The organism is Streptomyces sp. NPDC003016 (assembly GCF_053591455.1).
The window spans coordinates 88,994-115,688 of sequence record NZ_JBSFTV010000028.1; the positions used below are offsets into that span (position 1 = coordinate 88,994).

Here is a 26,695-nt window from a genome sequence, read left to right on the forward strand (position 1 = left end):
CCCGGGGCCCCTGCCCTCACCCGGCGAACGCCTCGCGCACCGCCTCGTACTCCCTCGTCCACCACACCACCAGGGCCGACGCCGCAGGAAACTGCGGGTCGGCCCTCCGGTCGTTCAGCTGGTAGCGCCAGCGCAGTATCCAGAAGTCGTTGAGCCGCTCCCACCACACCCGGTGCACCGCCGCGGCCAGCTCGTCCGCCCCGGCCCCGGCCGCCCGCCGGTACGCCGCCGCGTACGCCCGTACCTTCGCCAGCTCCAGCTCCCCGTCCGGCCGCACGAAGAAGATCGCCGCGGCCCGTACCGCCTCCTCCGCGCGCGGTTGCACCGCGAGGCGGTCCCAGTCGACGATCGCGGCGGGCTCGGCGCCCCGGTAGAGCAGGTTCAGCGGATGGAAGTCGCCGTGCACCCATCCGGTGGCGGGCTCGGCGACCGGCGGGGGCCGCCGGTGGGCGTGGAGTTCCAGGAGGGTCCGCCGCTCCAGGAGGCGGTGTTCCGCCAGTACGTCGAAGGCGTCGCGGGGCCGCCGCCCGCGCGCGAGCGTCAGCAGCTCGTCGATCAGGGTGAAGGTGTCGGCGGGGTCGGCGCAGTCGTGCGTACGCCGTGCGGCCTCCTCCATCACCCGGTCGAGACAGGTGTGCACGAGCCCCAGGAGCGCCCCGAGCCGCCGGGACTCCGCCGTCGTGAGCTGGGCGCCGCCCCGGTGCCGGCCGTCGATCCACGGGTGCAGGGCGTAGCAGTGGCCGCCGATCACCGTGACCGTACCGCCGTGGGTGTCCTCGACGGGCGGGGCGACGGGGACGCCGAACGCCTGGAGGTGGCGGGTGGCGCGGTGCTGGCGCCTGATCGTGTCGCGGTCACCGTCCAGGTGGTGCTTGAGGAAGTAGTCGCCGCGGGTGGTCACGAGGCGGTAGCCGTGGTTGAGCAGGCCCTGGGCCACGGGCTCACAGGAGAGCGGCTCGCCCGGATCGCGGTAGTGGCGCAGCAGGGGGCCGACGGGCGGCGGAGGGGCGGATACAGATGAGCGTGACACCCGTCAGATGTTAGATCACAGAGCGTACGCACAACGCTGCTCCGGGGTGCCGCTCAAGGTGTGCACGGTGGTGAACTGCGGCTCGATACGCAGGTAGACGGGATCGAAGAGCTCGCCGTTGACGTAGTGGGGGCCACGGCCGAAGAGCTCCAGCTCGTCGGTGGTCGGCTCGAACAGTTCGGCGGTGCCGGTGAACTGGACGGACCACAGGGTGGCGTCGTCGGAACCGGAACCGGAACCGGAACCGGAACCGGAATCAGGACCGGGCCCTGAACCGGGCCCGGACCCGGACCCGAAGTTGTCCGCACCGTACGCGACCACGCTGCCGTGGCAGACCTGGTGGTGGTTGAAACCCGCATGCATGCGCAGCAGCACACGTCCGCGCACGACGATGTGACGTGCGACGGCGAGGAAGGGCAGGGCCCGCATGCTCGTGACGACTCGGCCGTAGGGAACGCGGCGGAGGAGCTCGACGGCGCGTGGATCCTCGGCGGGCTCGGCGGGCTCGGCGGGCGTGGCGGACTCGGTGGGCATGCCCTTCACTGTCGGCCACCGGCAGGGGCCCGTAACAGGGACGGAAGTCCCGAATCGAAGCCGGGAACCGGAAGCCGGGAGCCAGGAACCGGGAGCCAGGAACCGGGAGCCGGGAGCCGGGAGGCGGGCGGTGGGCGGCTAGCGCCTCTCCTCCGCCTGCTTGCGCGCCACATACGCGGCGGCCTGCGAGCGGCGTTCCATGCCCAGCTTGGAGAGCAGGCTGGAGACGTAGTTCTTGATGGTCTTCTCCGCGAGGTGCAGCCGCTCGCCGATGACCCGGTTGGTCAGGCCCTCGCCGATCAGGTCGAGGATCCTGCGTTCCTGCTCGGTGAGGCGCGCGAGCCGGCTGTCGTCCTTGGCCGCGCCGCCCGAACGCAGCCGCTCCAGGACGCGGGCGGTCGCCACCGGGTCGAGCAGCGACTTGCCCGCCGCCACGTCGCGCACGGCCGCCAGCAGCTCGTTGCCGCGGATCGCTTTGAGTACGTATCCGGAGGCGCCGGCCATGATCGCGTCGAACAGTGCCTCGTCGTCGGAGAACGAGGTGAGCATGAGGCATTTGATGTCCTCGTTCTGCGAGCGGACTTCGCGGCAGACCTCCACACCACTTCCGTCGGGCAGCCGTACGTCGAGAACGGCCACGTCGGGACGGGCCGCGACGATCCTGACCAGGGACTCTGCGGCTGTGCCGGCCTCGCCGACCACCTCGATGTCGTCCTCGACGGAGAGCAGTTCGTGGACGCCGCGCCGGACCACCTCGTGGTCGTCGACAAGAAATACGGTGATTTTTCCATCTTCGCGCACGCCGTCATCCTCACACACGAACTCTTCCCGTGCCGTAGGTCGCCGGGATAACGTGCCGTTGTTCCGGCGGACTGCAAGGCTCTGACCAGTGGTTGTTCCCGAATTCTGCGATTTACTTGGATATCCAAGCAAAATCGCAGGTCAAACGGGGTTTCGCAGTTATGCGACCCACTGGGTAACGTGCCTGTGGCAGGCGTTTCGCCGGGGCACCTGTCACACCTGTTCCCGGCCGCGTCGCACCCACCCCGTGCACGAGGACGCAAGCAGGTGAGCCGCACTGGTCACCGGCAGACCCCGGGGGCCGGACAGACGGAGGAGCACGCACGTGACCGTGGAGAGCACTGCCGCGCGTAAGCCGCGACGCAGCAGCACCAAGCGCGTCAGCGCCAAGAAACCCCAGCGATCCGAGCCGGAGCTCGTACAGCTGCTCACCCCCGAGGGCGAACGCGTCGAGCACCCGGACTACGCGATCGACCTCACCCCGGACGAACTGCTCGGCCTGTACCGGGACATGGTCCTGACCCGCCGCTTCGACGCCGAGGCCACCGCTCTCCAGCGCCAGGGCGAGCTGGGCCTGTGGGCCTCGCTGCTCGGCCAGGAGGCCGCCCAGATCGGCTCGGCCCGTGCGCTGCGTGACGACGACTACGTCTTTCCGACGTACCGCGAGCACGGTGTCGCCTGGTGCCGAGGTGTCGATCCGACGAATCTGCTGGGAATGTTCCGTGGCGTGAACCACGGTGGCTGGGATCCCAGCACCAACAATTTCCATCTGTACACGATCGTCATCGGCTCGCAGACGCTGCACGCGACCGGTTACGCGATGGGTGTCGCCAAGGACGGCGCGGACTCCGCGGTCATCGCGTACTTCGGCGACGGCGCGTCCAGCCAGGGCGATGTCGCTGAATCGTTCACCTTCTCGGCGGTCTACAACGCCCCGGTCGTCTTCTTCTGCCAGAACAACCAGTGGGCGATCTCCGAGCCCACCGAGCGCCAGACCCGCGTCCCGCTCTACCAGCGCGCGCAGGGCTTCGGCTTCCCGGGCGTGCGGGTCGACGGCAACGACGTCCTCGCCTGCCTGGCCGTGACCCGCGACGCGCTGGAGCGCGCGCGGCGGGGCGAGGGGCCGACGCTGGTCGAGGCGTTCACGTACCGGATGGGTGCGCACACCACCTCCGACGACCCGACGAAGTACCGGGCCGACGAGGAGCGCGAGGCGTGGGAGGCGAAGGACCCGATCCTGCGCCTGCGCAGGTACCTGGAGAAGGAGGGCCTCGCCGGCGCGGCCTTCTTCGAGGCGCTGGAGACCGAGAGCGAGAGCCTCGGCAGGCGGGTCCGCGAGGCGGTGCGCGCCATGCCCGACCCGGACCAGCTGGCGATCTTCGAGAACGTCTACGCGGACGGCCACGCCCTCGTCGACGAGGAGCGCGCGCAGTTCGCCGCCTACCAGGCGTCCTTCGCGGCCGAGTCAGGGGAGGGCAAGTAAGCATGTCCGTTCAGTCTGTACAGAAACTTCCTCTCGCGAAGGCGATCAACGAGTCGCTGCGCAAGGCCCTCGAAACCGACCCCAAGGTCCTGATCATGGGCGAGGACGTCGGAAAGCTCGGCGGCGTCTTCCGGGTCACCGACGGTCTCCAGAAGGACTTCGGCGAGGAGCGGGTCATCGACACCCCGCTCGCCGAGTCCGGCATCGTCGGCACGGCGATCGGCCTCGCGCTGCGCGGCTACCGCCCGGTCGTGGAGATCCAGTTCGACGGGTTCGTCTTCCCGGCGTACGACCAGATCGTCACGCAGCTCGCGAAGATGCACGCGCGCTCGCTCGGCACGATCAAGATGCCGGTCGTCATCCGCATCCCCTACGGCGGCGGCATCGGGGCGGTCGAGCACCACAGCGAGTCCCCGGAGGCGCTGTTCGCGCACGTCGCCGGCTTGAAGGTGGTCTCGCCGTCCAGCTCCTCGGACGCGTACTGGATGATGCAGCAGGCCATCCGGAGCGACGACCCGGTGATCTTCTTCGAGCCGAAGCGGCGCTACTGGGACAAGGGCGAGGTCGACGTCGAGGCCATCCCCGGCCCGCTCCACACGGCGCGCGTCGTGCGTGAGGGCACCGATCTGACGCTCGCGGCGTACGGCCCGATGGTGAAGGTCTGCGTGGAGGCGGCAGCAGCGGCGGCCGAGGAGGGCAAGTCCCTCGAAGTCCTCGACCTGCGGTCGATGTCCCCGATCGACTTCGACACGGTCCAGACGTCGGTCGAGAAGACCGGCCGCCTGGTCGTGGTCCACGAGGCCCCGGTCTTCTACGGCTCGGGCGCGGAGATCGCCGCTCGCATGACGGAGCGGTGCTTCTACCACCTGGAGGCGCCGGTGCTGAGGGTGGGCGGTTTCCACGCGCCGTACCCGCCGGCGCGCCTGGAGGAGGAGTACTTGCCGGGACTCGACCGGGTACTCGACGCCGTCGACCGCTCGCTTGCGTACTGAGGAGAGCCGTGACGATGACTGAGACTTCCCAGACTCCCCGTACCTCCGCCTCCCAGCGCTTCCGCGAGTTCAAGATGCCCGACGTGGGCGAGGGGCTCACCGAGGCCGAGATCCTCAAGTGGTACGTCCGGCCGGGCGACACGGTCACCGACGGCCAGGTGGTGTGCGAGGTCGAGACGGCGAAGGCCGCCGTGGAACTTCCCATCCCGTACGACGGCGTGGTGCACGAGCTGCGCTTCGACGAGGGCGTGACGGTCGATGTCGGCCAGGTGATCATCACGGTGGACGTGGCACCGGGGACGGACACGGCCGGTGCGGATCAGGCCCCGGTGGCGGAGCCCGAGCCCGAGACGGAGAAGCCTGCGGAAGCCAAGCCTGCGGCCCGCCAGCCGGTGCTCGTCGGCTACGGCGTGTCCGAAGCCTCCACCAAGCGCCGCCCGCGCAGGGGCGCGGTGGCCCCGGCGGAGACGGCGGCGGTCGCCGCCGCCGTCCAGGCGGAGCTCAACGGCCACGGTTCCGGCGCCACGGCGGCGCCGGAGCCCCGGCAGTCCCGCCCGCTGGCCAAGCCTCCGGTCCGTAAGCTCGCCAAGGACCTGGGCATCGACCTGGCCACGATCACGCCGACCGGCCCCGACGGGATCATCACCCGCGAGGACGTCCGCGCGGCGGTCCCGGCTCCGGCACGCCAGGAGCAGGGGCAGGAGCAGGGGCAGGTGCAGGCGGCTCGGGCTCAGCAGGCGGAGCCCGGGCCGGTGGCCGCGCCGGAGTCCGCTGCGGCTGCCGGGCCGGTCACCACCGGCGCCCGGGAGACCCGTACCCCCATCAAGGGCGTACGGAAGGCCATCGCGTCGGCCATGGTGAACAGCGCGTTCACCGCGCCGCACGTCACGGAGTTCATCACCTTCGACATCACGCGCACGATGAAGCTCGTCGAGGAGCTGAAGTCCGACAAGGACATGGCGGGCCTGCGGGTCAACCCGCTCCTCCTGATCGCCAAGGCGTTCCTGGTCGCGATCAGGCGCAACCCGGACGTCAACGCGGCCTGGGACGAGGCGAACCAGGAGATCGTGCGCAAGGAGTACGTGAACCTGGGCATCGCGGCGGCCACCCCGCGCGGCCTGATCGTCCCCAACATCAAGGACGCCCAGGCGAAGACCCTGCCCGAACTCGCTTCTGCGCTCGGCGAGTTGGTCTCCACCGCCCGTGAGGGCAAGACGGCTCCGGCGGCGATGCAGGGCGGCACGGTGACCATCACCAACGTCGGTGTCTTCGGCGTCGACACCGGTACGCCGATCCTCAACCCGGGTGAGTCCGCGATCCTCGCGGTCGGTGCGATCAAGCTCCAGCCGTGGGTCCACAAGGGCAAGGTGAAGCCCCGTCAGGTGACCACCCTTGCCCTCTCCTTCGACCACCGCCTGGTCGACGGCGAACTGGGTTCCCGGGTCCTGGCGGACGTGGCGGCCGTACTGGAACAGCCGAAGCGCCTGATCACCTGGGCCTAGGCAACTGCTCCCCCCCGGACCGGGTCCCGCCGCACGGCGAGGCCCGGTCCGGCTGTTTCCGGGCTCGGCCGGTTCCGGGATCAGTCGACGCAGAACTCGTTGCCCTCGGGGTCCTGGAGGACGACGGCGCAGAACTCCATGTCGGGCCGGTCCAGGACCCGGAACACCGTCGCACCGGTGTCGGTCAGCCGTCTCACCGTGTCGGTGACGCGCCGGGTCCGGACGTCGGGCGGAACGCCGCGCCCGCCGCTCACCTTCACGTCGAGGTGTACCCGGTTCTTGACGCGCTTGCCTTCCGGGACCCGCTGGAACCACACCCGTGGTCCCCGCCCCGCCGGGTCGACGATCGACCCGGGTCTCTCGCCGGCCCCGGCGGTCAGCTCCTCCTCGGCCACACCCATGTCGGCCCAGTACGCCCGCCGCGTGGGGTGCCCGCCCGGCGCGGGCTCCGGCACGTAACCCAGCGCGTCGCACCAGAAGGCCACCAGCTTCTGCGGGTACGCGCAGTCGACAGCCACTTGCAGCGTTGTCTCCATGGGCCGAGCGTCCCGGACGGGTCCGACAACGGCGGGCCGTCCTCCCGGCCCGGACCTACGGCCGGTGCAGGACGTAGACCGGCTCCCCTTCCTCCGTGCCGTCCGCGGGGCGGATGCACGCGTGCTCGCGCATGAGCCTCAGGCACTCGCCGACACGGGACACCGGCAGCCCCGTCCGCTCCGCGATGGATTCGAGCGGCTGCCGGAGCTCACCGTCCTGGGCCAGTACGGGAGCGATGGTGACGGCCACGGCCCACACGTCCTCCGTCACCGACATCCGCGTTTTCCAGTCGGCCAGCACCGCCTCGGCGGTGAGGCGCGGGTGCCGTACGGCCGGCGGCGCGGTGTGGTCGGTGAGCAGCACGTCGAGCCGGTCCGCGATCCGCTCCATGGCCCGTGCGGTCGCCCGGTGCGCGGCGAGGGATGCGCGCTGGGCGGCAAGGGATTCACGCTGTGCCGCGAGCGCTTCGCGCTGTACGGCCGCGAACTCCTCGTCCGCCCGGAGGTTCCGCTCCTCCAGCCGGACGATGGCATCGGCGATCCGCGCCGGCATGGCGTAGGCCACGGGGGCTGCCGGGTCCGAAGGTTGCACTTCGGCTCGGGGGAGGGCGTAGGAGCCGTGCCGCTGGACGGACAGGACCACCTCGGCGACCCATTCCCTGAACGGCGCGCAGGCGGGTTTCGTACAACCGATGACGAGGAGGACGAGTCCGTGCAGATCGATGAGCTGGAGGTCCCGGCGCCACTCTCTGCCTGCGGGGATGCCGAGACCGTGGCTCCTGGTCACCGTTTCGAGGCGCTTGCGGTGTTCTTCCGGGACGTGATCGAGAAGGGCCTTCCCGGTCGTGGTGTACCCGAGCTTCCTGCATACCTCGGATGCCGGGAACCAGTGGCTTCCGTCGGGCATCGTCAGCCTCCGGAGCCGTGCCCCGGTCGCGCCGTAGGCGAAGTCGCCGATGTCGATCGCCTCGTGCCGCGGCGGCATGCCGTGTTCGTTCATTCGGACCACCTCCAGGGCGGAACGTAGAACGGGACGAATCGAATATGCCAGTCGAATCGTTGATGTTCACAAGTGCGAGTGGACGGGGTGGATTTCCCTGCGGACGATCACCGGTGTCCGTATAACGAACGCTGTCCGGCGGTCTCGTCCTCCGTTCCGGGATGCGGACGCCGGTTTCTGTTGCACCCCTGTTGTATCTATGCTGTGCGCATGCCTGCCGCGCCCCCGATTCCCGCCCGCTCCGCCGCTACCGCCCCCGCCCCCGGCAAGCAGCCCCCCGCCGCCGAGCGCGTCTACGCCCACATCAAGAAGGGTGTGCTCGACCGCCATTACGAGGGCGGCACCCTCCTCACCGAGGGCGACCTCGCCGACGCCGTCGGCGTGTCCAGGACGCCGGTGCGGGAAGCGCTGCTGCGGCTGGAGGTCGAGGGGCTCATCAAGCTGTACCCGAAGAAGGGCGCCCTCGTCCTCGCCGTCTCCGCCCAGGAGATCGCGGACGTCGTCGAAACCCGGCTGCTGGTCGAGGAGTTCGCGGTACGCCGGGCCGTTCCCGCGCCCCCCGCCCTCGTCGCCCGGCTCGAAGAGCTGCTGGAGGAGCAGAAGCAGCGCGCCCTGGAGGGCGACCTCGCCGAAGTCGCCGTCACCGACCGCTGCTTCCACGCCGAGATCGTCCGCAACGCCGGGAACCAGATCCTCTCCCGCCTCTACGACCAGCTCCGCGACCGTCAACTGCGCATGGGCGTCACCATCATGGAGGCGCACCCCGACCGCGTGGCCAAGAACATCACCGAGCATGCCGAGATGCTCGAAGCCATCAGGGCGGGGGACGTGGAAGGCGCCGCGCAGTGCGTACGCCGCCACGTCGGCCGGGTCAAGGTGCTGGTCCGGGGTGAGGACCGGTGAGGGTTCCCCCCGTTCCCCCCGGCTCCCCCGTTCCCCCCGGCCCTCCTGGCCCCGCCACTCCCGCCGCCTCCCTGCCCGGCGACCCGCCCGGCGGCCGGCGCGCCGTCGCCGTCTGGGGCATCGGCGTCGCCGTCTACTTCGTCGCCGTCATCTTCCGTACGAGCCTGGGGGTCGCGGGGCTCGACGCCGCCGACCGGTTCGACGTCAACGCGTCCGCGCTGTCGACGTTCTCGATCCTCCAGCTCCTCGTGTACGCGGGCATGCAGATACCCGTCGGCCTCATGGTCGACCGCCTCGGGACGAAGAAGGTCCTGACCCTGGGCGTCACCCTGTTCACCCTCGGGCAGCTCGGATTCGCCCTTTCCCCCTCGTACGGCACGGCCCTCGCCGCCCGCGCCCTCCTCGGCTGCGGCGACGCGATGACCTTCATCGCCGTCCTGCGGCTCGGCGCCCGCTGGTTCCCGGCCCGCCGCGGACCGCTCATCGGGCAGGTCGCCGCGCTCTGCGGGATGGCGGGCAACCTCATGTCCACGCTCGTCATCGCGCGCATGCTGCACGGCGTCGGCTGGACCACCACCTTCGCGGGCAGCTCGCTCGCCGGGGTGCTCGTGCTCGTACTGCTGCTGCTCTTCCTCAAGGACCACCCCGAGGGGCACGCGCCGGCGCCCGCCGAGCACGCGGGCGCGGCCTACGTCCGCAAGCAGATCGCCGCCGCGTGGCGCGAGCCCGGGACGCGGCTCGGGATGTGGGTGCACTTCACGACGCAGTTCCCGGCGATGGTGTTCCTGCTGCTGTGGGGGCTGCCGTTCCTCGTCGAGGCGCAGGGGCTCTCGCGCGGGACGGCGGGCGAGCTGCTGACGCTCGTCGTGCTGTCCAACATGGCGCTCGGCCTGGTGTACGGACAGCTCATCGCCCGCCACGGCGCGGCCCGTGCGCCGCTCGCCCTCGGCACGGTCGGGGCCACCGCCCTGCTGTGGGGGGCGACCCTCGCGTACCCGGGCGACCACGCCCCGATGTGGCTGCTGATCACGCTGTGCGCGGTGCTCGGTGCCTGCGGTCCCGCCTCGATGATCGGCTTCGACTTCGCCCGGCCCGCCAACCCGCCGGAGCGCCAGGGCACCGCGTCCGGGATCGTCAACATGGGCGGCTTCGTCGCCTCGATGACGACGCTGCTCGCGGTGGGCGTGCTGCTCGACGCCACCGGGGACAACTACCGGATCGCGTTCGCCTCGGTCTTCGTGCTGGAGGCGGCCGGGGTCGTGCAGATCCTGCGCCTGCGCAGGCGCACGGCGCGCCGGGAGCGGGACCACCTGGTCGCCAGCCGCGTCGAGGCGGTGCACGTCCCGGTCTGACGGGGCCGTGAAGCGACCGCCTCATGGGGTGCCGGCCTCAGGGAATGACCCCTCAGGGGGTGACGGCCTTACGGGGTGACGGCCTTGCGGGGTAGCGGCCTCATGGGGTGGCGGCTCTACGGTGTGACGGCGAAGTTGCGCAGGATCGCGTCCGCCAGCTCCTCGTCGCCCTCGACCTTGATCCGGTCGGCGACCGAGCCGTGGCGGACCCGGCCGCAGGCCAGGCGTACGTACGTCTCCCAGTCCAGGGCGATCGTCGCGAGCGGGCCCAGCGAGGGCGTGCCGTCCACCGTGCCGCGGCCCTCCGCGTCCACGCGGACCGTGCGCATGAACTCGACCGGGCCGTGCACGTCGAAGACGACCGCGGAGTTGGCGGGCGCGTCCGCTCCCTTCGCGACGACCTTCGGCAGGCCCTGGACGAGGACGTCGCGGGTGACGAGCGCGCCGGGGGAGTCGAGGTTGCCGGGCCGGCCGAGCGCCGTGCGCAGGTCCTGCTCGTGCACCCAGGTGTCGAAGGCGCGCATGCGCAGGGCCAGTTCCAGGGTCTGCTCGGCGCCGAGCGGGGCGCGGACCATGGTGTCGGGGGAGCGCGTCTCGTTGCGGAGCTGACGCGCGCGGCGGATGATCGTGTACTCGAGCTCGGAGGTCATCTCCGGCGCGGTGTGGTGGCGCCGTACGTCGACCTGCATCTCCATGTACCGGGCGAACTCCGACGTCACGTGGTACAGGTCGCGCGGCAACGAGTGGATCGGCCGGGGATCGCCGAGCATCTCGCACTCCATGCCGATGACGTGCGAGACAATGTCGCGCACCGACCAGCCGGGGCACGGCGTACGGCGGTTCCACTCGCCCTCGACGAGCGGTGTCACCAGCTCGGATATCGCTTCGATGGAGTGGGTCCATGCTTCGGCGTAGGGCTGGAGGCTGGGATGGACGGTCACGGGACCCCTCGTGCGGTTCAGTGGCGGTGGCGCGGGCTGGTCTGGGCTCTGTGGGAGGCTTGCACGCTAAGTTACGCTGCCCCGTGGCACCCTGGCAGTGCTTTGGTGTGACGATCGTAGGCCCGTGTTGACGGCTCGAATGCCAGGACGGTGGTAGTGTGCGCGCCTCCCTCATCCAGATCACAGTAGACCCGGACGAATCGGTCAATTCCCGTCGGCGGCGCGCGGCTTCGCTCGTGCGCGAGCAGCGCGAGCGGCACGGTGCGGATCTGGTGGTCCTTCCCGAGCTGTGGCCGACCGGGGCCTTCGCGTACGCGTCCTTCGTCGACGAGGCGGAGCCCCTGGAGGGCCCGACGTACGAGGTGATGGCGGAGGCGGCGGCCGGTGCCGGGGTGTGGCTGCACGCCGGGTCGATCGTCGAGCGCGACCCTGACGGTCCCCTCTACAACACCTCGCTGGTCTTCTCCCCCGACGGCGAGCTCGTCCGTGCGTACCGCAAGATCCACCGCTTCGGCTTCGACCAGGGCGAGGCCGTGCTGATGGGCGCGGGCGAGGAGCTCGTGACGGTGCGGGCCGCGGACCTGACCCTCGGCCTCGCCACCTGCTACGACCTGCGCTTCCCCGAACTCTTCCGCGGCCTCGTCGACGCCGGGGCGCAGGCGTTCGTCGTCCCGGCCGGCTGGCCCGCCCGGCGCCGCGACCACTGGACGCTGCTCGCCCGTGCCCGCGCCGTCGAGAACCAGGCGTACGTCCTGGCCTGCTGCACCGCCGGCACCCACGCGGGGGTGGAGCAGGCGGGGCACAGCATCGTCGTCGACCCGTGGGGCGAGGTGCTGGCGGAGGCGGGACCGGCGGAGGAAGTGCTCACGGCCGAGCTGGACCCGGCCAGGGTGGCGAAGACCCGCGAGCAGTTCCCGGCCCTGAAGGACCGGCGCCTGCGCTAGGCGGCGGCGGGGGCTCAGTCGTCGCCCCGTTCCTTCTCCGCCATCCGGATCACGCACACCGCGACCGCGATCAGCAGCGCCGTGTCGGCGTCGTCCCGTACGACGTCGACGGCGTACGTGTCCCGGACCCGAAACCACTTCCGGGAGATGCGGGCCAGCAGCTCGCCGTCGTGATCGACCGAGAACTCCCGGTCGAGCACGCGGCCGCTGACGTCCAGCTCGGTTCCCTCGGCCAGGGCGACGCGGTAGTGGTTGCGCAGCAGTGACAGCCGCTTCTTGCGTACGGTCGCGAGCGTCTGATCGTCCCGCTCCATGGTCATCGCGTCCCGGACGCTGAGCATCTTCGCCCGCAGCGTGATCAGCACCCGGCCGGCCGGATCCTTGATCTCCAGGGTGTCGCGCAGCCGCATCGCCTTGCCGTCGACGAGGAAGGCGTGGCGGCCGCGCTCGTCCTCGATCCAGTAGTCGTCGCCGATGCCGAAGATCTTGTCGCGTACGAGGTACTTCATGCCGTGACGGTTACCCGGCGGCGGCGACCTCGCACCAGACGTACTTCCCGGACGACCCGAATGCGGCAGCGGTGAGCGGAAACCACCCCCAGGCGTCCGCATAGCTCCGTACGAGATCGAGCCCGCGTCCGTTCTCGTCGCCATCGGCTGCCCGGCGCGGCTCGGGCGGCCCGGGATCGGTGTCCCAGGCCCCGAGGCGCAGGACGCCCCTGTTGTGGAGGAGGCGCAGGGCGGCGGGGCCGTCGGTGTGGGCGATGGCGTTGCTGATCAGCTCCGACGCGAGCAGCTCTGCCCGGTCGGCGAGGTGGGCGAGGTGATGCGTGGTGAGGACGAGGCGCAGCGTGCGGCGGCAGACGGAGACGGCGCGTGGGTCGTGCGGGACGTAGAGCATGTATTCCCAGGGTGCTTCTTCGTCGTTCTGCATACGGGACTCCGAGCGGGCGGTACGAAGGTGGGGGCGCGACGGTCGGCGGGCGGTGGCAGTGACACGGCCGCCATGGCATGGCGGGGCGGTGCGCTTCCGGGGTCCCGGTGATCGCAGCGTGTGCGACGCGTCACTCACGGTAGGGGTGATGTATCACCCCGGTCAAGCCGGGCTGGAATACTGGCTTCTCGCAACTCCCAGGAGAGAAGGGCCGCATGCCGGCGAGGAGCATCGTCACCGCACGACAGGAACGGCTTGGCGCCGAACTGCGCAAGCTCCGGGAGCGAGCGGGGCTGACGGCCAGAGAGGCGGCCCGGATCGTGGGCATTGCCGAGAGCAAGGTCTCCATGACCGAGGCGGGCCGGGTCGGCGTGAGCGCAGAACGGGTACGCCACCTGGCCAGCCAGTACGCATGTGATGACGCCGCGCTGGTCGACGCGCTGGTTGCCATGGCGACCGAACGCGTTCGCGGCTGGTGGGAGGAGTACCGGGAGCTGGTGCCCTCGGGGTTCTTGGACATTGCCGAGCTGGAGCACCATGCCCTGCACTTGAGGACCTTCGAGAGCGTGCACATCCCCGGGCTGCTGCAGACGGAAGAGCATGCGCGAGCCATCTGTTCCTTTCCGATGCCGGAGATCAGGCCCGAGGAGGTCGAGACCCGAGTCCGGTACCGGATGCGCCGTCAGCAGGTCCTGGCCGGGGACGGTTCCTTTCGCTACACAGCGGTGATCCATGAAGCGGCACTGCGCGTAAGGGTTTCCGACCGCAAGGCGGCCCGGAGGCAGCTGCTCCACATCTTGGAGCAGTCACAACGTCCTCAAGTCACCGTGCGTGTCGTTCCGTTCGACATGGACGGTTTCGCCGGCATCGGCTATCCGCTGCTGTATGCGTGTGGGCCCGTTCCTCAGCTCGATACCGCTCTGGTGGAGACGGCGCACGGTTCGGCCTTCCTGGATGCGGAGGCGCAGTTGAACCGGTATCGGGGATTCCTCTCCAGGCTGGAAGTCGCAGCGCTGGGAGTCGTAGAGTCGAGGGACCTCGTCCACCACCTGGTACGGCAGATCTGAGAGCCCCACTGATGACGAAGTTCCTCGCCTGGCAGAAGTCCTCGTTCTCCGGGGCAGGAGACGGCGGGAACTGCGTCGAGCTCGCCGCCACCGACGACACCGTCCTCCTCCGCGAGAGCGACGCCCCCGCCGACGTCCTGGCCGTTCCCCCCACCGCACTCGCCGCACTCGTGCGCGACCTGCGGTCCGGCCGGCTCGGCCACCGCTGAGGTCCCAGGGGACGGCACCCGGGGTTTCATGAATGCCGCTCCCCCGCCCCGCCCCGCCCCGCGCCGTGCCCGTGTCGGGTACTAGAGCTTGCTCGTGTCGAGGTCGAGATCGAACGGGGCGGGGAGGTGCACAGGGGTGCCGAAGGGGTGAGGGCCATTGACATGGGTGTAGCCGAGGGGGCCGGGTTCCGCGAAGAGGGTGACGGTCTTCTCGACGCGGTCGACGATGAGGAGGAGAGGCGCGCCGTACTCGGCGTACCGCTTGCGCTTGACGACGCGGTCGGTCTCGGCGTTGGACTCGGAGGTCACCTCGACAATGAGGAGGGTCTGGTCGGGGAGGAGGGCGCCCGCGTCTTTGGTGAGGTCTTCGGGTACCACGGCGATGTCCGGGACGTACCAGTTGCGCGAGCCGGGCAGGTCAAGGTTCCCGGATCCCTCGACACAGCCCAGTTCGTCCACTCGGGCTTCGATCTGGCGGCGGACCAACTTGGCGGCACGCTCGTGGTCCCAAGTCGGTGGCACGATGTCGATGAACCCTTCGATGATCTCGGCGTGATCGCCACGGATTCTCTGAACGGCGTGCTTCAAGGCACGCTCGGAGTCGATACCCTCGTCGTATTCGGGCGCGGTGGCCATCTGTGACGCTCCTTCCCTCCACGCGTACGCCAACGGTCCCACGTAGAACGCCCCACGTCCTCGCCCCGGCCCACGGTCACTCGTGAGTGCGTACGAGAGGATGGCACCCTTGAACCATGAACGACACCGCTTCCACGCCGACCCCCCGCCGTGCCCGTGTCCGTGCCCCCGAGCTGATCGGCAAGGGGGGCTGGCTCAATACCGGTGGGAAGGAGCTGAGCCTCGCCGGTCTGCGAGGACGCATTGTCATCCTCGATTTCTGGACCTTTTGCTGCGTGAACTGCCTGCACGTCCTGGACGAGCTGCGGGAGCTGGAGGAGAAGCACCGGGACACGGTGGTGATCATCGGGGTCCACTCGCCGAAGTTCGTGCACGAGGCCGAGCACCAGGCGGTCGTCGACGCCGTCGAGCGGTACGGCGTGCACCACCCGGTCCTCGACGACCCCGAGCTCGCGACGTGGAAGCAGTACGCCGTACGGGCCTGGCCGACGCTCGTCGTCATCGACCCCGAGGGGTACGTCGTCGCGCAGCACGCCGGCGAGGGCCACGCGCACGCCATCGGGAAGCTCGTCGAGGAGCTGGAAGCCGCCCACGGGGCCAAGGGGACGCTGCGGCGCGGGGACGGGCCGTACGTCGCGCCCGAGCCGGTCGCGACCGACCTGCGCTTCCCGGGCAAGGCGCTGCTGCTGCCCGGCACCGGGAACTTCCTGGTCTCGGACACCACCCGCCACCAGCTGGTCGAGCTGGAGGCCGACGGCGAGACCGTCGTACGGCGCATCGGCGGGGGCGGTGGCGACGCCGAGTTCAAGGAGCCGCAGGGGCTCGCGCTGCTGCCGGACGGGCGGGTCGTCGTGGCCGACACCGTCCATCACCGGCTGCGTACGTACGACCCCGCGAGCGGCGCGATCGAGACCGTCGCCGGTACCGGAAAGCAGTGGTGGCAGGGGTCCCCGGCCTCCGGGCCCGCCCGCGAGGTCGACCTGTCCTCGCCGTGGGACGTGGCCTGGTGGCAGGGCAAGGTGTGGATCGCCATGGCCGGTGTGCACCAGCTGTGGACGTACGACCCCGAGACCGGGGCCGTACGGGCCGCGGCCGGGACGACCAACGAGGGGCTTGTGGACGGGCCCGCCGCCGAGGCGTGGTTCGCCCAGCCGTCCGGGCTCGCGGTCTCGGCGGACGGCGAGCGGCTGTGGGTCGCGGACTCGGAGACGAGCGCGCTGCGGTACGTCGACAGCGACCTGGTGGTGCACACCGCCGTAGGGACCGGGCTCTTCGACTTCGGGCACCGCGACGGCGCGGCGGGGCAGGCGCTGCTCCAGCACCCGCTCGGGGTGACGGCGCTGCCCGACGGATCGGTCGCGATCAGCGACACGTACAATCACGCGCTGCGGCGCTACGACCCGGCGAGCGGTGAAGTGACCACGCTGGCCACGGACTTGAGGGAGCCGAGTGACGCCGTGCTCGTCGGTGACGACATCGCCGTCGTCGAGTCCGCCCGCCACCGGCTGACCCGGCTGCGCCTGCCCGACGAGGCGGTCCGCGTCGAGGCCGTCGCCCACCGTACGCAGCGCGCGGCGACCGAAGTGGCCCCCGGGAAGCTTCGGTTGGACGTCGTCTTCCAGGCGCCGGGCGGGCAGAAGCTGGACACGCGGTACGGGCCCTCGACGCGGCTGCTGGTCTCCTCGACCCCGCCGGAGCTGCTGGCCGGGGGTGAGGGCGCCGGGACCGATCTGAGCCGCGAGCTGGAGCTGAACCCGGAGGTCACCGAGGGAGTGCTGCACGTCTCGGCGATGGCCGCATCCTGCGACGACGACCCGGCCAACGAGTACCCGGCGTGCCATGTCCACCAGCAGGACTGGGGCGTCCCCGTCCGTGTGAGCGCGGAAGGAACGCCCCGGCTGCCGCTGGTGCTCGCCGGCATGGACGGCTGAGCAGCCGGCGTCTTCCGGGTCCGGGCCCGGTGTGCGCTGTCCGGGCCCGGCGTGCGCCGGTCGGCCGCCGCCGGGTGTCAGGGGTTGTGGTGCCGGTCGTCGGACACGACGGTGGTGGTGGGCGGTACGACCATGCGACGGCGCCTGGCGACGCTGGCGTAGACCGCGACCCCGATGATTCCGACGAGCATCATGATGACCCCGACAAGGTCGAGGTTGACGCTTTCCATCTCCCAGTCGGTGGCGAAGGTGAGTATCGCCCCGCCCGCGATGAGGAGAATGAATCCTCCCAGTCCCATGAGTTCTGCCTCCCTGTAGGCCCGGCTGTTTGGGCCGGTGTACGTCCTTCGCGTACCCGGCCCTTCAACAGGCAAGCGTGCAAGCAGGCTTCGGGATTCGGGAGGGGGCGGCCTTCCCGGAACGCCGTCGGCCTTCCCGCACCGCCGTCGGCCTTCCCGGAACGCCGTCAGCCTTCCAGGAACGCCGTCATCGCGTTGGCGAGCAGGTACGGGTCGTCCGCCCCGCACAGCTCGCGCGCGCTGTGCATCGACAGGATCGCGACGCCGATGTCGACGGTCCGGATGCCGTGCCGGGCGGCGGTGATCGGGCCGATCGTCGTGCCGCACGGCATCGCGTTGTTCGACACGAAGTTCTGCCAGGGCACCCCGGCCTTCTCGCACGCCGCCGCGAACACGGCCTGGCCGCTGCCGTCCGTCGCGTACCGCATGTTGACGTTGACCTTGAGGATCGGTCCGCCGTTGACACGCGGGTGGTGCGTCGGGTCGTGGCGCTCCCGGTAGTTGGGGTGCACGGCGTGCCCGGTGTCGGACGACAGGCAGACCGTGCCGGCGAAGGCGCGCGCCCGGTCGTCGTAGCTGCCGCCGCGCGCGAACACCGAACGCTCCAGCACGTTGCCCAGCAGCGGCCCGTCGGCGCCGGTGTCGGACTGCGACCCGTTCTCCTCGTGGTCGAAGGCGGCGAGCACCGGGATGTACGGGAGCGGGCCGTCCGACCCGCTGACGGCCACCAGTGCCGCGGCCCCCGCGTGCACGGAGATCAGGTTGTCCATGCGCGGCCCCGCCACCAGCTCGCGGTCGCGGCCGAGGTAGGACGGCGGGTCGATGCTGTGCGCCATGAGGTCCCAGCCGGCGACCTCTCCCCGGGCCAGGCCCTCTTCCTCCTCCAGGAACCGGATGAGGTCCCCTTCGTTCACGTCGCCGAGGCCCCAGATCGGCTGCATGTGCCGCTGCTTGTCGAGCTTGAGGCCGTCGGTGTTCACCGACCGGTCCAGGTGCACGGCCAGCTGCGGCACGCGCAGCAGTGCCCGGTCGATGTTGACCAGACGGTACGAGCCGTCGCGCAGCGTCAGCCGCCCGGCGATGCCCAGGTCCCGGTCGAGCCAGGTGTTGAGGAGCGTCCCGCCGTAGATCTCGACGGCGATCTGCCGCCAGCCCTCCGCGCCCATGTCGGGCAGCGGCTTCACGTGCAGGTGCGGGGAGTCGGTGTGCCCGCCGATGATCCGGAACGGGGTGCTCGCCCGCGCGCCCTCCGGTACGTACCAGGCGATGATCGCCCCGCCGCGCAGCACGTACTTCCCGCCGGCCGTCGCGTCCCAGGCGTCGGTCTCCGCGACCTGCCGGAACCCGGCCTTGTCCAGTCGCTCTGCGGTGTTCGCCACCGCGTGGTACGGCGACGGGCCGGCCGCCAGGAAGGACATCAGGTCGTCGGTGTGGCCGCGGTCGAAGCGGACGGGTGCGCTCATGGGGTTCACCATAACCACGGGCGGCGACGGGTCCGTACCGCCCGCGTCAGAGCCCCGGAGGGCGCTCGAACCGCCGCTGTACCGTCCGGCGTTCGCCGCGCCGCACCTGCGGCAGCATCCGCGGGGCGCCGGCCGGCCGCTGCGCCTGCCGGCGCCTGCCGACACAGAACAGACAGCCCTCGCCGGGGGGCGCGGTCGGGTCGATGGGCGAGCCGGGGTGCTCGGCGCAGCCCGACGCGTTGCGCGGCCGGGAGAGCTCGCGGGCCACGATGAAGGCGCGGTGCAGGGTGTCCGCGATCTCCACGAACTCCTCGGCGGGGGAGGAGACGGTGACGGCGAAGGCGCGGTCGTTGACCTCCTGGACGTACCCCTTGAGCCGGCTCTGCGTGTACGGCGGATCGGGCACGGGGTAGCCGAGGCGGCGCTGCTCGGCCGGGGCGGGAACGCTGCGCTCGCCGCGGCGGCGGCGGTCGTTGCAGAGCAGGCAGCGGCCCCAGCCCGTGGGGGCCTCGGGGTCGGTGGCGCCGTTGGGGTGCAGGTCGCAGCCGGTGTAGCTCTTGACGGGGGCGAGGTCGGCGGCCGTCTTGAAGGCGACGTACAGCGTGTCGGCGACCGGTTCGTACTCGAGCGGGTGCGAGCCCTCGTACAGCTCGCCGATCTGGTCGCCCACGGAGCCGAGCTTTCCGCGCAGCTCACTGAGCGCGTACGGCCGGCCGGCCGGGACGGAGTAACCACCCCTGCGGGGTTCCATGGAACTCATGCCCACCAGAGTCGCACGGGCCACTGACAACGGGCCGGGTCCGTCCCCGGAGGGAGGGTCCCGGCCCGATGCCAGAGGGTTTTCCGGTGGTGGACCAGGTGGACTAGAAGGCGGCCTCGTCCAGCTCCATCAGGGACTGGTCGACGGACTCGGCCAGGGCGCGCTCGACACCGACGCCCGGCAGGACGTTCGCGGCGAAGAACTTCGCCGCCGCGATCTTGCCCGTGTAGAACGGCACGTCCTTCGGGGACGCGGTCGGCAGCTTCTCGGCGGCCACGGCCGCCCCCCGGAGCAGCAGGTAGCCGACGACGACGTCACCGGAGGCCATCAGCAGCCGGGTGGTGTTCAGGCCGACCTTGTAGATGGACTTGACGTCCTTCTCGGTGCCCGCGAGGTCCGTCAGCATGGCGCCGACGATGGCCTCCAGGTCCACGGCCGCCTTGGCGAGCTGGTCGCGGGCCGCGGCGAGCTCCTCGCCGCCGGTGCCGACCGCGAGGAACTTCTTGATGTCCTCGGCCAGCGAGTTCAGGGCCGCGCCCTGGTTGCGGACGATCTTCCGGAAGAAGAAGTCCTGGCCCTGGATCGCGGTCGTGCCCTCGTACAGGGTGTCGATCTTCGCGTCGCGGATGTACTGCTCGATCGGGTACTCCTGGAGGTACCCGGAGCCGCCGAACGTCTGGAGCGACTGCGCCAGCTGCTCGTACGACTTCTCGGAGCCGTAGCCCTTGACGATCGGCAGCAGCAGGTCGTTCATGGCGACGAGCGCCGAGGTGTCCTCGCCCGCCGCCTCCCTGGCGGTGATCTCGTCCTGGACGGACGCGGTGTGCAGGACCAGGGCGCGCATGCCCTCGGCGTACGCCTTCTGCGTCATGAGCGAGCGGCGGACGTCGGGGTGGTGCGTGATGGTGACCTTCGGCGCGGACTTGTCCATGAAGTTGGCGAGGTCCGGGCCCTGGACGCGCTCCTTGGCGTACTCCAGCGCGTTGAGGTAACCGGTCGAGAGCGTCGCGATGGCCTTCGTGCCGACCATCATCCGGGCGAACTCGATGATCATGAACATCTGGCGGATGCCGTCGTGCTTGTCGCCGATCAGCCAGCCCCTGGCGGGGTGCTGGTCGCCGAAGGTCATCTCGCACGTGTTGGACGCCTTGAGGCCCATCTTGTGCTCGACGTTCGTGGCGTAGACGCCGTTGCGCTCGCCCAGCTCGCCGGTCTCCCAGTCGAACTCGTACTTCGGGACGAGGAAGAGCGAGAGCCCCTTGGTGCCGGGACCGGCGCCCTCCGGCCGCGCGAGCACGTAGTGGAGGATGTTCTCCGACATGTCGTGCTCGCCGGACGTGATGAAGCGCTTCACGCCCTCGATGTGCCAGGAGCCGTCCTCCTGCCGGATCGCCTTCGTGCGGCCGGCGCCGACGTCCGAACCGGCGTCCGGCTCGGTCAGGACCATCGTCGAGCCCCACTGCTTGTCGACGGCGATCTGCGCGATCTTCTTCTGCGCCTCGTTGCCCTCCTCGAAGAGGACGCCGGCGAACGCCGGGCCCGAGGAGTACATCCAGACCGCCGGGTTGGCGCCGAGCAGCAGCTCCGCGTAAGCCCAGATCAGCGAGCGGGGGGAGGTGGTGCCGCCGATCTCCTCGGGGAGGCCCAGGCGCCAGTACTCGCTGTCCATGAAGGCCTGGTAGCTCTTCTTGAAGGACGCCGGTACGGGCGCGGTGTGGGTGGCCGGGTCGAAGACCGGCGGGTTGCGGTCGGCGTCCTCGAAGGAGGCGGCGAGGTCGTTCTCCGCGAGGCGGGCGATCTCGTCGAGGATGCTCTTGGCGGTCTCGACGTCCATCTCCGCGAACGGGCCGGTGCCGTACAGCTTGTCGCGGCCGAGGACCTCGAAGAGGTTGAACTCGATGTCGCGGAGGTTCGACTTGTAGTGACCCATGGCAACGGCTCCGTAAGGATCGGGAGGCAGATTCCTCGTACATCTACTACTGGCAAGTAGCTACGATGATGCTACCCGTCGGTAATAAGATGCAACCCCCCAGAGGTCTCTGTGACGCGTTACGCGCCGGACGGGGTGTGTACGCCGTAGTACGTGCGTGGGGTGACTGGAGCCTCGAACGCACCCGGACACACCCGGAACAGTCGTCATCGTCACGAAGAACGGCCGCCCTGTTCACCACGGACCGGCATTTGCGCGTGATGCGCCCTCTGACGGGGCACGACGGCTTCCGGCTGCTGCCCGACGATCTGTGGGCGACGGGCCCGGCAGCTCGCACCAGACCGTCTTGCCGCCCGGCCCCTGGCTCACGCCCCAGCGCAGCGACACGGCGGCGAGCAGGGCGAGACCCCGGCCGGACTCGTCGTCGTCCGTTGCCCGGCGCAGTACGGGCCACACACGCGGGTCGGGGTCGGTGACCTCGACGCGGGTGCGGGCGTTGTCGGCGGTGCGGGTGATGCGGACGGTGACGGGAGTGCCCTCGCCGAGATGTGCGATCACGTTGCTGAGCAGCTCGCTCACGCAGAGCTGGAGATCGGGGCACGATCGCCCGCCGAGGTGCTCGCGCACGGCGTGGCGGAGCATCGGCACCGCCTTCGGGGTGGCGAGGAGGCTCGCGGTGAACGGCGTCACCGGTCCACCGCCGCCGCCTGGCGGAGGACGTCGGTCAGCGCGCGGGCGGTGGCGAGGTTGCAGTTGCCGAGGATGACGAGCGGCGGGGAGCCGAAGTCCCTGCCGAGGGAGGGCAGGGCGATGCCGTGCCGGGTGAGGGCGGCGCGGAGTCCTTCGACGGTGGCCTGTGCTTCCAGGTCCAGGTTCATGGGGGGTGCACCCTTCCGTTGCGTGCTGTGACGAAGTAGTCACACGCTGACGCGTCGCGGCGTACCGTGGAAGGGTTTCGGCGCCACAGGGCGCGGTGTGGAAGGCGGTCAACGGTGGCGGCACGCAAGGACATCGACGGCTCGGCGAGCGTCCCTGCCTTCTACGGCAAGGAGTTGCGCTGGCGGCGGGAGGAAGCGGGCCGCACGCTTCAGCAGACCGTCGAGGGCAGTTTCTACGCGGCGAGCTATCTGAGCGAGATCGAGCGCGGTACGCGGCGGATGCCGCTGGATCTGGCGCGGCACGTGGATCGTGAGCTGGGGACGGACGGGTTCTTCGAGCGTCGCTGCGAGGACGTTCGGATGGCCCGAAGGAGTGGCCACGCAGAGTACTTCGAGCGGGTACTGGAGGCGGAGCAGCGTGCGCGGACAATTGAGCAGTGGTCGCCTACCGTCGTCCCCGGGTTGTTGCAGACTGAGGCGTACGCGCGTGCCCTGTTCCGCGCTGAACGCCCTCTTGAGCCTGCGCACGAAATCGACGCAAAGGTTGAGGCTCGCTTGGCGCGGGCGTGCCTCTTCGAGGGAGACCACAAGTTTCCGGAGTACTGGGTGGTGCTGCACGAATCCCTTTTGCGGCTGCCGATCCTTCCGGCGGTTCAGATGGCTGTACAGCTCGATCACATCACCGTTCTGGGAAAGCGGTGCCAGATCGTTCCACAGGTCCTTCCGTGGAACACGGGAGCGCACCCGCTCATGCTGGGTAACGCCATGATTTTGACCTTCGACGACGCTCCGCCCCTCGTCTATATGGAGTCTCAGCACAAGGGGAGCACTGACGATGATCCGGCTCTCGTGAAGCAGTATCAGAGGTCGTACGATCTGCTGAGGGCCGCCGCTTTGCCGCCGGAGGCGTCCCTCGCCATGATCGAGGATGCGGCCGAGGACTACCGAAATGGCAAGCACCGACCTTGACTTGAGCGCTGTTGTCTGGCGCAAGAGCAGCCACAGCAACACCTCGGGCGGTGACTGCGTCGAGGTCGCCGAGGCGTTCCCGGGCGCCGCCCGCTGGCGCAAGAGCAGCCACAGCAACGGCGACGGCGGTGACTGCGTCGAGATCGCCGACGGCCTCCCCGGCGTCGTCCCCGTCCGGGACTCCAAGATCCCCCACGGTCCCGCCCTCGTCCTCCCCGCCACCGCGTGGGCCCCCTTCGTCGCCGCGCTCAAGGCCGGTCGGCTGGACGGCTGAGCGCGGGCCCGGCGTACTCAGTACTCTTACGCGCATGTACGGCTACGACCAGAACCAGGGTGGGCAGCAGCAGTACGCGCCGCCACAGCCTCCGCCGCAGGGCGGTTACGGCGAGCAGCCGCTCTACCCGGAGCCGTCGCCGCCCTCGCTCGCCGACGGGGTGCGCGCCTTCACCACCGGATCGCTGTCCGCCGAGGACTTCCAGCAGATCTTCGCCACGTCGAGGGTCTACTGCCCGCGCGGCGACAATCCGGGGTTCCTCGCGCTGCACAACACCCAGCAGCCGGTGATCCCGATGTTCACCTCGCTCAAAGAACTGCGCAAGTACGCCGGCAAGGAGTCGAAGTACTTCGTGATCACCGGCGCGGAGGTGATCGACCTGCTGCCGACCGGGTACGGCTTCGTCCTCGACATGGAGGGTGAGCACCGGATGGTCTTCGACGCGAAGGCCGTGGAGCAGATGGTCGACTTCGCCATGCGGCGGATGTACGGCTAGGGCCCTGTCCGGCGGATCATGTGACCGCCCCGATGAGGGGCTCGGACGTTCGCGGGGCGGCCTGACCTGCGAGATCCACCCCGCCGGGGAAGGCGGACGCCGACCTCCGGCCCTACTGATCACTCCGGGCCGATGGGGCGACGCCTCGCAGCTCATCCCCGTCATGGAACGCGTTCGCGCCCCCAGAACGGCAGCTACCGCCGACGTTCGCTTCCCCTAGGCGTACTCGTTCCGCCACAACCGTCGTCACCTGCGACAACGCCAGATCAAGCACACCATCCCCGAGCCGGAGAACCAGCGGGCCCACCGCAAGCGACGCGGCAGCTCCGGCGGTCGGCCAACGGGATTCGACAAGCGCGCCTACATCTTCCGCGGCACCGTCGCCGTCGCTTCGATCCGACTCCGGCTCCGCTTGTGAGCCGCCGGACCTGCGGCCGTGGCGGCAACTGCGGCACGCGGCCTGTGGTCAGCCGGCCACGGCCTCGATGAGGGAGAACGGCGCGGCCTCGGTGAGCGGGGTGACCGAGGTGAGGGACAGGCCCGCGCGGTGGCACACTTCCTCGAAGTCCTTGCGGGTGCGCTCTCTGCCGCCCACGTTCACCAGCATGTTGAGGTCGCTCAGATAGGTGACTCCGCCGTCGCTGACGTCGGCTTCGGCGTGGGTGTCGACGACTTCGGGAAGCACGGGTTCCACGATCAGGACGAGGCCGCCGGGTGGCAGCACCTCGCGGCAGTGGCTCAGGATCGTGACCGCCTGGTCGTCCGTCCAGTCGTGCAGGACGCTCTTCATCAGGTAGAGATCCGAGCCCTCGGGGACCGAACGGAAGAAGTCCCCGGCGACCAGAGAGCAGCGCCCCGTCAGCCCGTGCTGCTCCATCGTCTTCGACGCCTCGGCCAGACCCTCCGCCGTGTCGAGGACCGCACCGGTGAGGCCCGGATGCGCGGCGAGTACACCGGCCAGGAGGGTTCCGTCGCCCCCACCGACGTCCGTGACAGTGGTGAACCGGCCGAAGTCGAAGGCGTACGGCAGCGCGGCGGCGGTCTCCGAGACGGCTTGGCTCATCGCCGCGTTGAACTCCGCGGACAGCTCGGGGTGCTGGGCGAGGTGGCTGAAGAAGTCGGTGCCGAAGACGGTGTCGAACGCGATCTCGCCGGTGCGGACGCTGCCGTCCAGGTGCTCCCAGGCGCGTATTATCGCCGGCTCTGTGAACATCCGTACGAACGACGTGAGCGAGTCGGGGCTGCCGGGGTCGAGGAGTGCGCCCGCAGGGGTCACCGAGAAGGTACCGGGGGTGTGTTCCTTCAGCAGGCCGAGGCCGGTCAGGGCGCGCAGCAGCCGCGTCATGGGCTGAGGTTCGGCTCCGGCTTCGGCGGCCACCTCGGCAGCCCGGCGTGGCATGGCGCCGACCAGCTCCACCACCCTCAGCCGGACCGCTGCGCGCAAGGTCTGTGCGGCCATGCTCCCGAACGCGAGCCGGACGATCAGATCGCGGTCGGCCATGCCTGCTGCTCGGACATCGGTGTTCGTCACAGGTGCTTTCCTTCCTTCGTGCGGTGGCAGGTGCGTGAACCGGCGTGGGCACGTGCGTGTGGCCGGTCTCCTCGGTGTGGGCACGGGTCAGCCGGCGGACGTGGCCCTGCCGGCCAGAGCGCCCGGTGTGCACCCGGCGATGGCCAGTACGTCGCGATGGAGATGGGGCTGGTCGGCGTATCCGCATGCCAGGGCGACGTCGCCGGCGCTCTCGCCCGCGCAGAGTGCTCGAGCAGCGTGGTCGAAACGCACCAGCATGGCGGCACGCTTGGGGGTGAGGCCGATCTGGGCACTGAACCTGGACCGCAGCCGCTTGCGGCTCCATCCGCAGGACGCGGCGAGGTCACCGACCCGTATCCGGCCTCGACGGGCCACGATGGTGTCCCAGGCGGCGGCGACCTCGGGCGACATCGACGGTGCCCCCGCAGCCCGCTTCGTAAGAAACCCCTCCGTCAGCGCGAGTCGTTCCTGCCACGTCGTGGCGTCGGTCAACTGCTCGCGGAGTCGTCGTTCGTGCGGCCCCCACAGGTCCTCAAGACCGGTGACAGACCCGTCCAGTTCGCGCGGGGAGACGCCCAGCAGTGCATAGGCGGCCCGGGGTGACAAGCACACTTCGACACACTCGACGCGCTCGCCGCGGACGCGGGCCGGGCCGGGCGACAACGAGGCGACGAGGCTCCTCATGGGCTGGCGCCCAGTGGCACTCTCCACCGTGACCGGGTCGCCCCCGAGCCCGATGACGACGATCACGGCAGGCTGAGGAAGCACCTGCATGTCCAGCCCGGCGGCGATACGGTCACGGAATCCGGCCATCCGGACGCCGTCGAGGGACGTGCCCCCGAGGGGGCGGGCGACCTCCCAGCCGTTCTCGGCATCGCGATCCATGGGGGTGGCCCCCACTTCGTGTCTGCGCATGCCTCTACCGTCGCCGACTTCGGTGGTCCTGTCTTGGACGAAAGTTCCGTGGGGCCGTCCGGCCGATCAGACGGTCTTCGCTGAGCGGTGCCTTGTACGTGCTGGGTGAGCGGTGGTCTGATGCGTGCCAGGGCGCCGCGGCGCAGGCATGATCCGCCGGACAGGACTAGGCGCAACCGCGTGACGGCCCGCGCACCGGGACCTGCGGAGCGCCGCCCCGTCGCCGGCCCCGGCCTCCGTCGCCGGCCGCTGACGTCACCCGGCCGCTGATGTCACTCCCGCTGATGTCACCCGACGGCCGGCGTCACCCGTCCGCGGCTCCGTCCCCGGCCTCCCAGCGCAGCAGGTCTCCCGGCTGGCATTCGAGCGCCTCGCAGAGCGCGGCG

At 70.3% G+C, this 26,695-nt stretch carries 30 protein-coding genes and 1 pseudogene; 13 read left to right on the top strand and 18 right to left on the bottom strand.

Annotated features, from left to right (window positions below; translation table 11 throughout):
* Window positions 1–16: 16 nt before the first annotated feature.
* The 3 genes from ACWDZ4_RS23660 to ACWDZ4_RS23670 form a co-directional block, all read right to left on the bottom strand.
* Window positions 17–1,030, bottom strand: a complete 1,014-nt coding sequence (locus ACWDZ4_RS23660) for a phosphotransferase (RefSeq protein ID WP_451510383.1) — start codon at window positions 1,028–1,030, stop codon at window positions 17–19.
* A 15-nt stretch (window positions 1,031–1,045) separates the two neighbouring features.
* Window positions 1,046–1,564 carry a pyridoxamine 5'-phosphate oxidase family protein gene (locus ACWDZ4_RS23665; RefSeq protein ID WP_451510384.1) on the bottom strand — a complete coding sequence of 173 codons (519 nt, stop codon included), beginning with the start codon at window positions 1,562–1,564 and terminating at the stop codon, window positions 1,046–1,048.
* 138 nt (window positions 1,565–1,702) lie between these two features.
* A complete protein-coding gene (locus ACWDZ4_RS23670; protein WP_451510385.1) occupies window positions 1,703–2,365 on the bottom strand; it encodes a response regulator in 663 nt (220 codons plus the stop codon).
* Window positions 2,366–2,690: 325 nt separating this feature from the next.
* Between ACWDZ4_RS23670 and pdhA the strand changes: the two genes are divergently transcribed.
* Genes pdhA through ACWDZ4_RS23685 form a run of 3 tightly spaced genes read left to right on the top strand, consistent with a single transcriptional unit; the run spans window position 2,691 to window position 6,342 of the window.
* Window positions 2,691–3,848, top strand: a complete 1,158-nt coding sequence (pdhA, locus tag ACWDZ4_RS23675; RefSeq protein WP_451510386.1) for a pyruvate dehydrogenase (acetyl-transferring) E1 component subunit alpha — start codon at window positions 2,691–2,693, stop codon at window positions 3,846–3,848.
* Between the two features lie 2 nt (window positions 3,849–3,850).
* A complete protein-coding gene (locus ACWDZ4_RS23680) occupies window positions 3,851–4,840 on the top strand; it encodes an alpha-ketoacid dehydrogenase subunit beta (RefSeq protein WP_451510387.1) in 990 nt (329 codons plus the stop codon).
* Between the two features lie 14 nt (window positions 4,841–4,854).
* Window positions 4,855–6,342 (top strand): dihydrolipoamide acetyltransferase family protein, encoded by a 1,488-nt coding sequence (locus tag ACWDZ4_RS23685; protein WP_451510388.1) that lies wholly within the window; start codon window positions 4,855–4,857, stop codon window positions 6,340–6,342.
* An 80-nt stretch (window positions 6,343–6,422) separates the two neighbouring features.
* Here ACWDZ4_RS23685 and ACWDZ4_RS23690 read toward each other — a convergent pair whose 3' ends face one another.
* Both ACWDZ4_RS23690 and ACWDZ4_RS23695 read right to left on the bottom strand, forming a co-directional pair.
* On the bottom strand, window positions 6,423–6,878 hold the full coding sequence (locus ACWDZ4_RS23690; protein WP_451510389.1) for a VOC family protein: 456 nt from the start codon (window positions 6,876–6,878) through the stop codon (window positions 6,423–6,425).
* 55 nt (window positions 6,879–6,933) lie between these two features.
* Window positions 6,934–7,878, bottom strand: coding sequence for a BRO-N domain-containing protein (locus ACWDZ4_RS23695; RefSeq protein ID WP_451510390.1), 945 nt, complete (start codon window positions 7,876–7,878; stop codon window positions 6,934–6,936).
* A gap of 210 nt (window positions 7,879–8,088) precedes the next feature.
* Between ACWDZ4_RS23695 and ACWDZ4_RS23700 the strand changes: the two genes are divergently transcribed.
* Both ACWDZ4_RS23700 and ACWDZ4_RS23705 read left to right on the top strand, forming a co-directional pair.
* A complete protein-coding gene (locus ACWDZ4_RS23700; protein ID WP_451510391.1) occupies window positions 8,089–8,781 on the top strand; it encodes a GntR family transcriptional regulator in 693 nt (230 codons plus the stop codon).
* Between the two features lie 71 nt (window positions 8,782–8,852).
* The gene (locus tag ACWDZ4_RS23705; protein ID WP_451510415.1) at window positions 8,853–10,133 is read left to right on the top strand and encodes an MFS transporter; all 1,281 of its coding nucleotides are present in this window, start codon (window positions 8,853–8,855) and stop codon (window positions 10,131–10,133) included.
* A 116-nt stretch (window positions 10,134–10,249) separates the two neighbouring features.
* On the opposite strand, the gene ACWDZ4_RS23710 is transcribed toward ACWDZ4_RS23705, so the two are convergent.
* The gene (locus tag ACWDZ4_RS23710; RefSeq protein WP_451510392.1) at window positions 10,250–11,074 is read right to left on the bottom strand and encodes a maleylpyruvate isomerase family mycothiol-dependent enzyme; all 825 of its coding nucleotides are present in this window, start codon (window positions 11,072–11,074) and stop codon (window positions 10,250–10,252) included.
* Between the two features lie 158 nt (window positions 11,075–11,232).
* Here ACWDZ4_RS23710 and ACWDZ4_RS23715 point away from each other — a divergent pair, with 158 nt between their 5' ends.
* Window positions 11,233–12,018 (top strand): carbon-nitrogen family hydrolase, encoded by a 786-nt coding sequence (locus ACWDZ4_RS23715; RefSeq protein WP_451510393.1) that lies wholly within the window; start codon window positions 11,233–11,235, stop codon window positions 12,016–12,018.
* Between the two features lie 14 nt (window positions 12,019–12,032).
* Here ACWDZ4_RS23715 and ACWDZ4_RS23720 read toward each other — a convergent pair whose 3' ends face one another.
* Complete coding sequence (locus ACWDZ4_RS23720; RefSeq protein WP_451510394.1) at window positions 12,033–12,527, bottom strand: LURP-one-related/scramblase family protein; 495 nt, start codon at window positions 12,525–12,527, stop codon at window positions 12,033–12,035.
* A 10-nt stretch (window positions 12,528–12,537) separates the two neighbouring features.
* On the bottom strand, window positions 12,538–12,951 hold the full coding sequence (locus ACWDZ4_RS23725) for an ATP-binding protein (protein ID WP_451510395.1): 414 nt from the start codon (window positions 12,949–12,951) through the stop codon (window positions 12,538–12,540).
* Window positions 12,952–13,166: 215 nt separating this feature from the next.
* On the opposite strand from ACWDZ4_RS23725, the gene ACWDZ4_RS23730 reads away from it, so the two are divergent.
* Window positions 13,167–14,018 (top strand): helix-turn-helix domain-containing protein, encoded by an 852-nt coding sequence (locus tag ACWDZ4_RS23730; protein ID WP_451510396.1) that lies wholly within the window; start codon window positions 13,167–13,169, stop codon window positions 14,016–14,018.
* Between the two features lie 11 nt (window positions 14,019–14,029).
* The gene (locus ACWDZ4_RS23735; RefSeq protein ID WP_451510397.1) at window positions 14,030–14,227 is read left to right on the top strand and encodes a DUF397 domain-containing protein; all 198 of its coding nucleotides are present in this window, start codon (window positions 14,030–14,032) and stop codon (window positions 14,225–14,227) included.
* Between the two features lie 81 nt (window positions 14,228–14,308).
* Here the strand turns inward: ACWDZ4_RS23735 and ACWDZ4_RS23740 are convergent, their stop codons facing one another.
* Window positions 14,309–14,863, bottom strand: a complete 555-nt coding sequence (locus ACWDZ4_RS23740) for a Uma2 family endonuclease (RefSeq protein WP_451510398.1) — start codon at window positions 14,861–14,863, stop codon at window positions 14,309–14,311.
* Window positions 14,864–14,979: 116 nt separating this feature from the next.
* On the opposite strand from ACWDZ4_RS23740, the gene ACWDZ4_RS23745 reads away from it, so the two are divergent.
* A complete protein-coding gene (locus ACWDZ4_RS23745) occupies window positions 14,980–16,794 on the top strand; it encodes an NHL domain-containing thioredoxin family protein (RefSeq protein ID WP_451510399.1) in 1,815 nt (604 codons plus the stop codon).
* 77 nt (window positions 16,795–16,871) lie between these two features.
* On the opposite strand, the gene ACWDZ4_RS23750 is transcribed toward ACWDZ4_RS23745, so the two are convergent.
* From ACWDZ4_RS23750 to ACWDZ4_RS23775, 6 genes are all read right to left on the bottom strand, one after another.
* Window positions 16,872–17,093, bottom strand: a complete 222-nt coding sequence (locus ACWDZ4_RS23750) for a DUF6458 family protein (protein ID WP_451510400.1) — start codon at window positions 17,091–17,093, stop codon at window positions 16,872–16,874.
* Between the two features lie 167 nt (window positions 17,094–17,260).
* Window positions 17,261–18,556: a M18 family aminopeptidase gene (locus tag ACWDZ4_RS23755; protein ID WP_451510401.1), complete on the bottom strand. Its 1,296-nt coding sequence runs from the start codon at window positions 18,554–18,556 to the stop codon at window positions 17,261–17,263.
* Between the two features lie 46 nt (window positions 18,557–18,602).
* Entirely contained in the window at window positions 18,603–19,316 is a 714-nt protein-coding gene (locus ACWDZ4_RS23760) for a hypothetical protein (protein ID WP_451510402.1), read from the bottom strand.
* Window positions 19,317–19,419: 103 nt separating this feature from the next.
* Entirely contained in the window at window positions 19,420–21,246 is a 1,827-nt protein-coding gene (locus ACWDZ4_RS23765; protein ID WP_451510403.1) for an acyl-CoA dehydrogenase, read from the bottom strand.
* Window positions 21,247–21,480: 234 nt separating this feature from the next.
* Window positions 21,481–21,936: an ATP-binding protein gene (locus ACWDZ4_RS23770; RefSeq protein WP_451510404.1), complete on the bottom strand. Its 456-nt coding sequence runs from the start codon at window positions 21,934–21,936 to the stop codon at window positions 21,481–21,483.
* On the bottom strand, window positions 21,933–22,124 hold the full coding sequence (locus tag ACWDZ4_RS23775) for a hypothetical protein (RefSeq protein ID WP_451510405.1): 192 nt from the start codon (window positions 22,122–22,124) through the stop codon (window positions 21,933–21,935). Before ACWDZ4_RS23775 ends, ACWDZ4_RS23770 begins: the two co-directional genes overlap by 4 nt.
* Before the next feature lie 114 nt (window positions 22,125–22,238).
* On the opposite strand from ACWDZ4_RS23775, the gene ACWDZ4_RS23780 reads away from it, so the two are divergent.
* The 4 genes and pseudogenes from ACWDZ4_RS23780 to ACWDZ4_RS23795 all read left to right on the top strand — a co-directional run.
* Complete coding sequence (locus tag ACWDZ4_RS23780; protein WP_451510406.1) at window positions 22,239–23,093, top strand: helix-turn-helix domain-containing protein; 855 nt, start codon at window positions 22,239–22,241, stop codon at window positions 23,091–23,093.
* A complete protein-coding gene (locus tag ACWDZ4_RS23785) occupies window positions 23,074–23,367 on the top strand; it encodes a DUF397 domain-containing protein (protein ID WP_451510407.1) in 294 nt (97 codons plus the stop codon). Before ACWDZ4_RS23780 ends, ACWDZ4_RS23785 begins: the two co-directional genes overlap by 20 nt.
* 34 nt (window positions 23,368–23,401) lie before the next feature.
* Window positions 23,402–23,863, top strand: a complete 462-nt coding sequence (locus tag ACWDZ4_RS23790; protein WP_451510408.1) for an SseB family protein — start codon at window positions 23,402–23,404, stop codon at window positions 23,861–23,863.
* A 25-nt stretch (window positions 23,864–23,888) separates the two neighbouring features.
* Window positions 23,889–24,281: pseudogene (locus ACWDZ4_RS23795) on the top strand (IS5/IS1182 family transposase); the annotation flags it as partial.
* A gap of 48 nt (window positions 24,282–24,329) precedes the next feature.
* Here ACWDZ4_RS23795 and ACWDZ4_RS23800 read toward each other — a convergent pair.
* The 3 genes from ACWDZ4_RS23800 to ACWDZ4_RS23810 form a co-directional block, all read right to left on the bottom strand.
* On the bottom strand, window positions 24,330–25,394 hold the full coding sequence (locus tag ACWDZ4_RS23800; RefSeq protein ID WP_451510409.1) for a methyltransferase: 1,065 nt from the start codon (window positions 25,392–25,394) through the stop codon (window positions 24,330–24,332).
* Window positions 25,395–25,481: 87 nt separating this feature from the next.
* Window positions 25,482–26,309 (bottom strand): helix-turn-helix transcriptional regulator, encoded by an 828-nt coding sequence (locus ACWDZ4_RS23805; RefSeq protein ID WP_451510410.1) that lies wholly within the window; start codon window positions 26,307–26,309, stop codon window positions 25,482–25,484.
* A gap of 304 nt (window positions 26,310–26,613) precedes the next feature.
* The coding region (locus tag ACWDZ4_RS23810) for a helix-turn-helix domain-containing protein (RefSeq protein WP_451509601.1) at window positions 26,614–26,695 on the bottom strand (82 nt) is incomplete at its 5' end.

Coding starts and splice junctions, on each gene's coding strand:
- ACWDZ4_RS23665 (WP_451510384.1), bottom strand. CDS start 1,564: ATGCCCACCGAGTCCGCCACGCCCGCCGAGCCCGCCGAGCCCGCCGAG.
- ACWDZ4_RS23680 (WP_451510387.1), top strand. CDS start 3,851: ATGTCCGTTCAGTCTGTACAGAAACTTCCTCTCGCGAAGGCGATCAAC.
- ACWDZ4_RS23685 (WP_451510388.1), top strand. CDS start 4,855: ATGACTGAGACTTCCCAGACTCCCCGTACCTCCGCCTCCCAGCGCTTC.
- ACWDZ4_RS23690 (WP_451510389.1), bottom strand. CDS start 6,878: ATGGAGACAACGCTGCAAGTGGCTGTCGACTGCGCGTACCCGCAGAAG.
- ACWDZ4_RS23695 (WP_451510390.1), bottom strand. CDS start 7,878: ATGAACGAACACGGCATGCCGCCGCGGCACGAGGCGATCGACATCGGC.
- ACWDZ4_RS23700 (WP_451510391.1), top strand. CDS start 8,089: ATGCCTGCCGCGCCCCCGATTCCCGCCCGCTCCGCCGCTACCGCCCCC.
- ACWDZ4_RS23720 (WP_451510394.1), bottom strand. CDS start 12,527: ATGAAGTACCTCGTACGCGACAAGATCTTCGGCATCGGCGACGACTAC.
- ACWDZ4_RS23725 (WP_451510395.1), bottom strand. CDS start 12,951: ATGCAGAACGACGAAGAAGCACCCTGGGAATACATGCTCTACGTCCCG.
- ACWDZ4_RS23730 (WP_451510396.1), top strand. CDS start 13,167: ATGCCGGCGAGGAGCATCGTCACCGCACGACAGGAACGGCTTGGCGCC.
- ACWDZ4_RS23735 (WP_451510397.1), top strand. CDS start 14,030: ATGACGAAGTTCCTCGCCTGGCAGAAGTCCTCGTTCTCCGGGGCAGGA.
- ACWDZ4_RS23740 (WP_451510398.1), bottom strand. CDS start 14,863: ATGGCCACCGCGCCCGAATACGACGAGGGTATCGACTCCGAGCGTGCC.
- ACWDZ4_RS23745 (WP_451510399.1), top strand. CDS start 14,980: ATGAACGACACCGCTTCCACGCCGACCCCCCGCCGTGCCCGTGTCCGT.
- ACWDZ4_RS23750 (WP_451510400.1), bottom strand. CDS start 17,093: ATGGGACTGGGAGGATTCATTCTCCTCATCGCGGGCGGGGCGATACTC.
- ACWDZ4_RS23755 (WP_451510401.1), bottom strand. CDS start 18,556: ATGAGCGCACCCGTCCGCTTCGACCGCGGCCACACCGACGACCTGATG.
- ACWDZ4_RS23760 (WP_451510402.1), bottom strand. CDS start 19,316: ATGAGTTCCATGGAACCCCGCAGGGGTGGTTACTCCGTCCCGGCCGGC.
- ACWDZ4_RS23765 (WP_451510403.1), bottom strand. CDS start 21,246: ATGGGTCACTACAAGTCGAACCTCCGCGACATCGAGTTCAACCTCTTC.
- ACWDZ4_RS23775 (WP_451510405.1), bottom strand. CDS start 22,124: ATGAACCTGGACCTGGAAGCACAGGCCACCGTCGAAGGACTCCGCGCC.
- ACWDZ4_RS23785 (WP_451510407.1), top strand. CDS start 23,074: ATGGCAAGCACCGACCTTGACTTGAGCGCTGTTGTCTGGCGCAAGAGC.
- ACWDZ4_RS23790 (WP_451510408.1), top strand. CDS start 23,402: ATGTACGGCTACGACCAGAACCAGGGTGGGCAGCAGCAGTACGCGCCG.
- ACWDZ4_RS23805 (WP_451510410.1), bottom strand. CDS start 26,309: ATGCGCAGACACGAAGTGGGGGCCACCCCCATGGATCGCGATGCCGAG.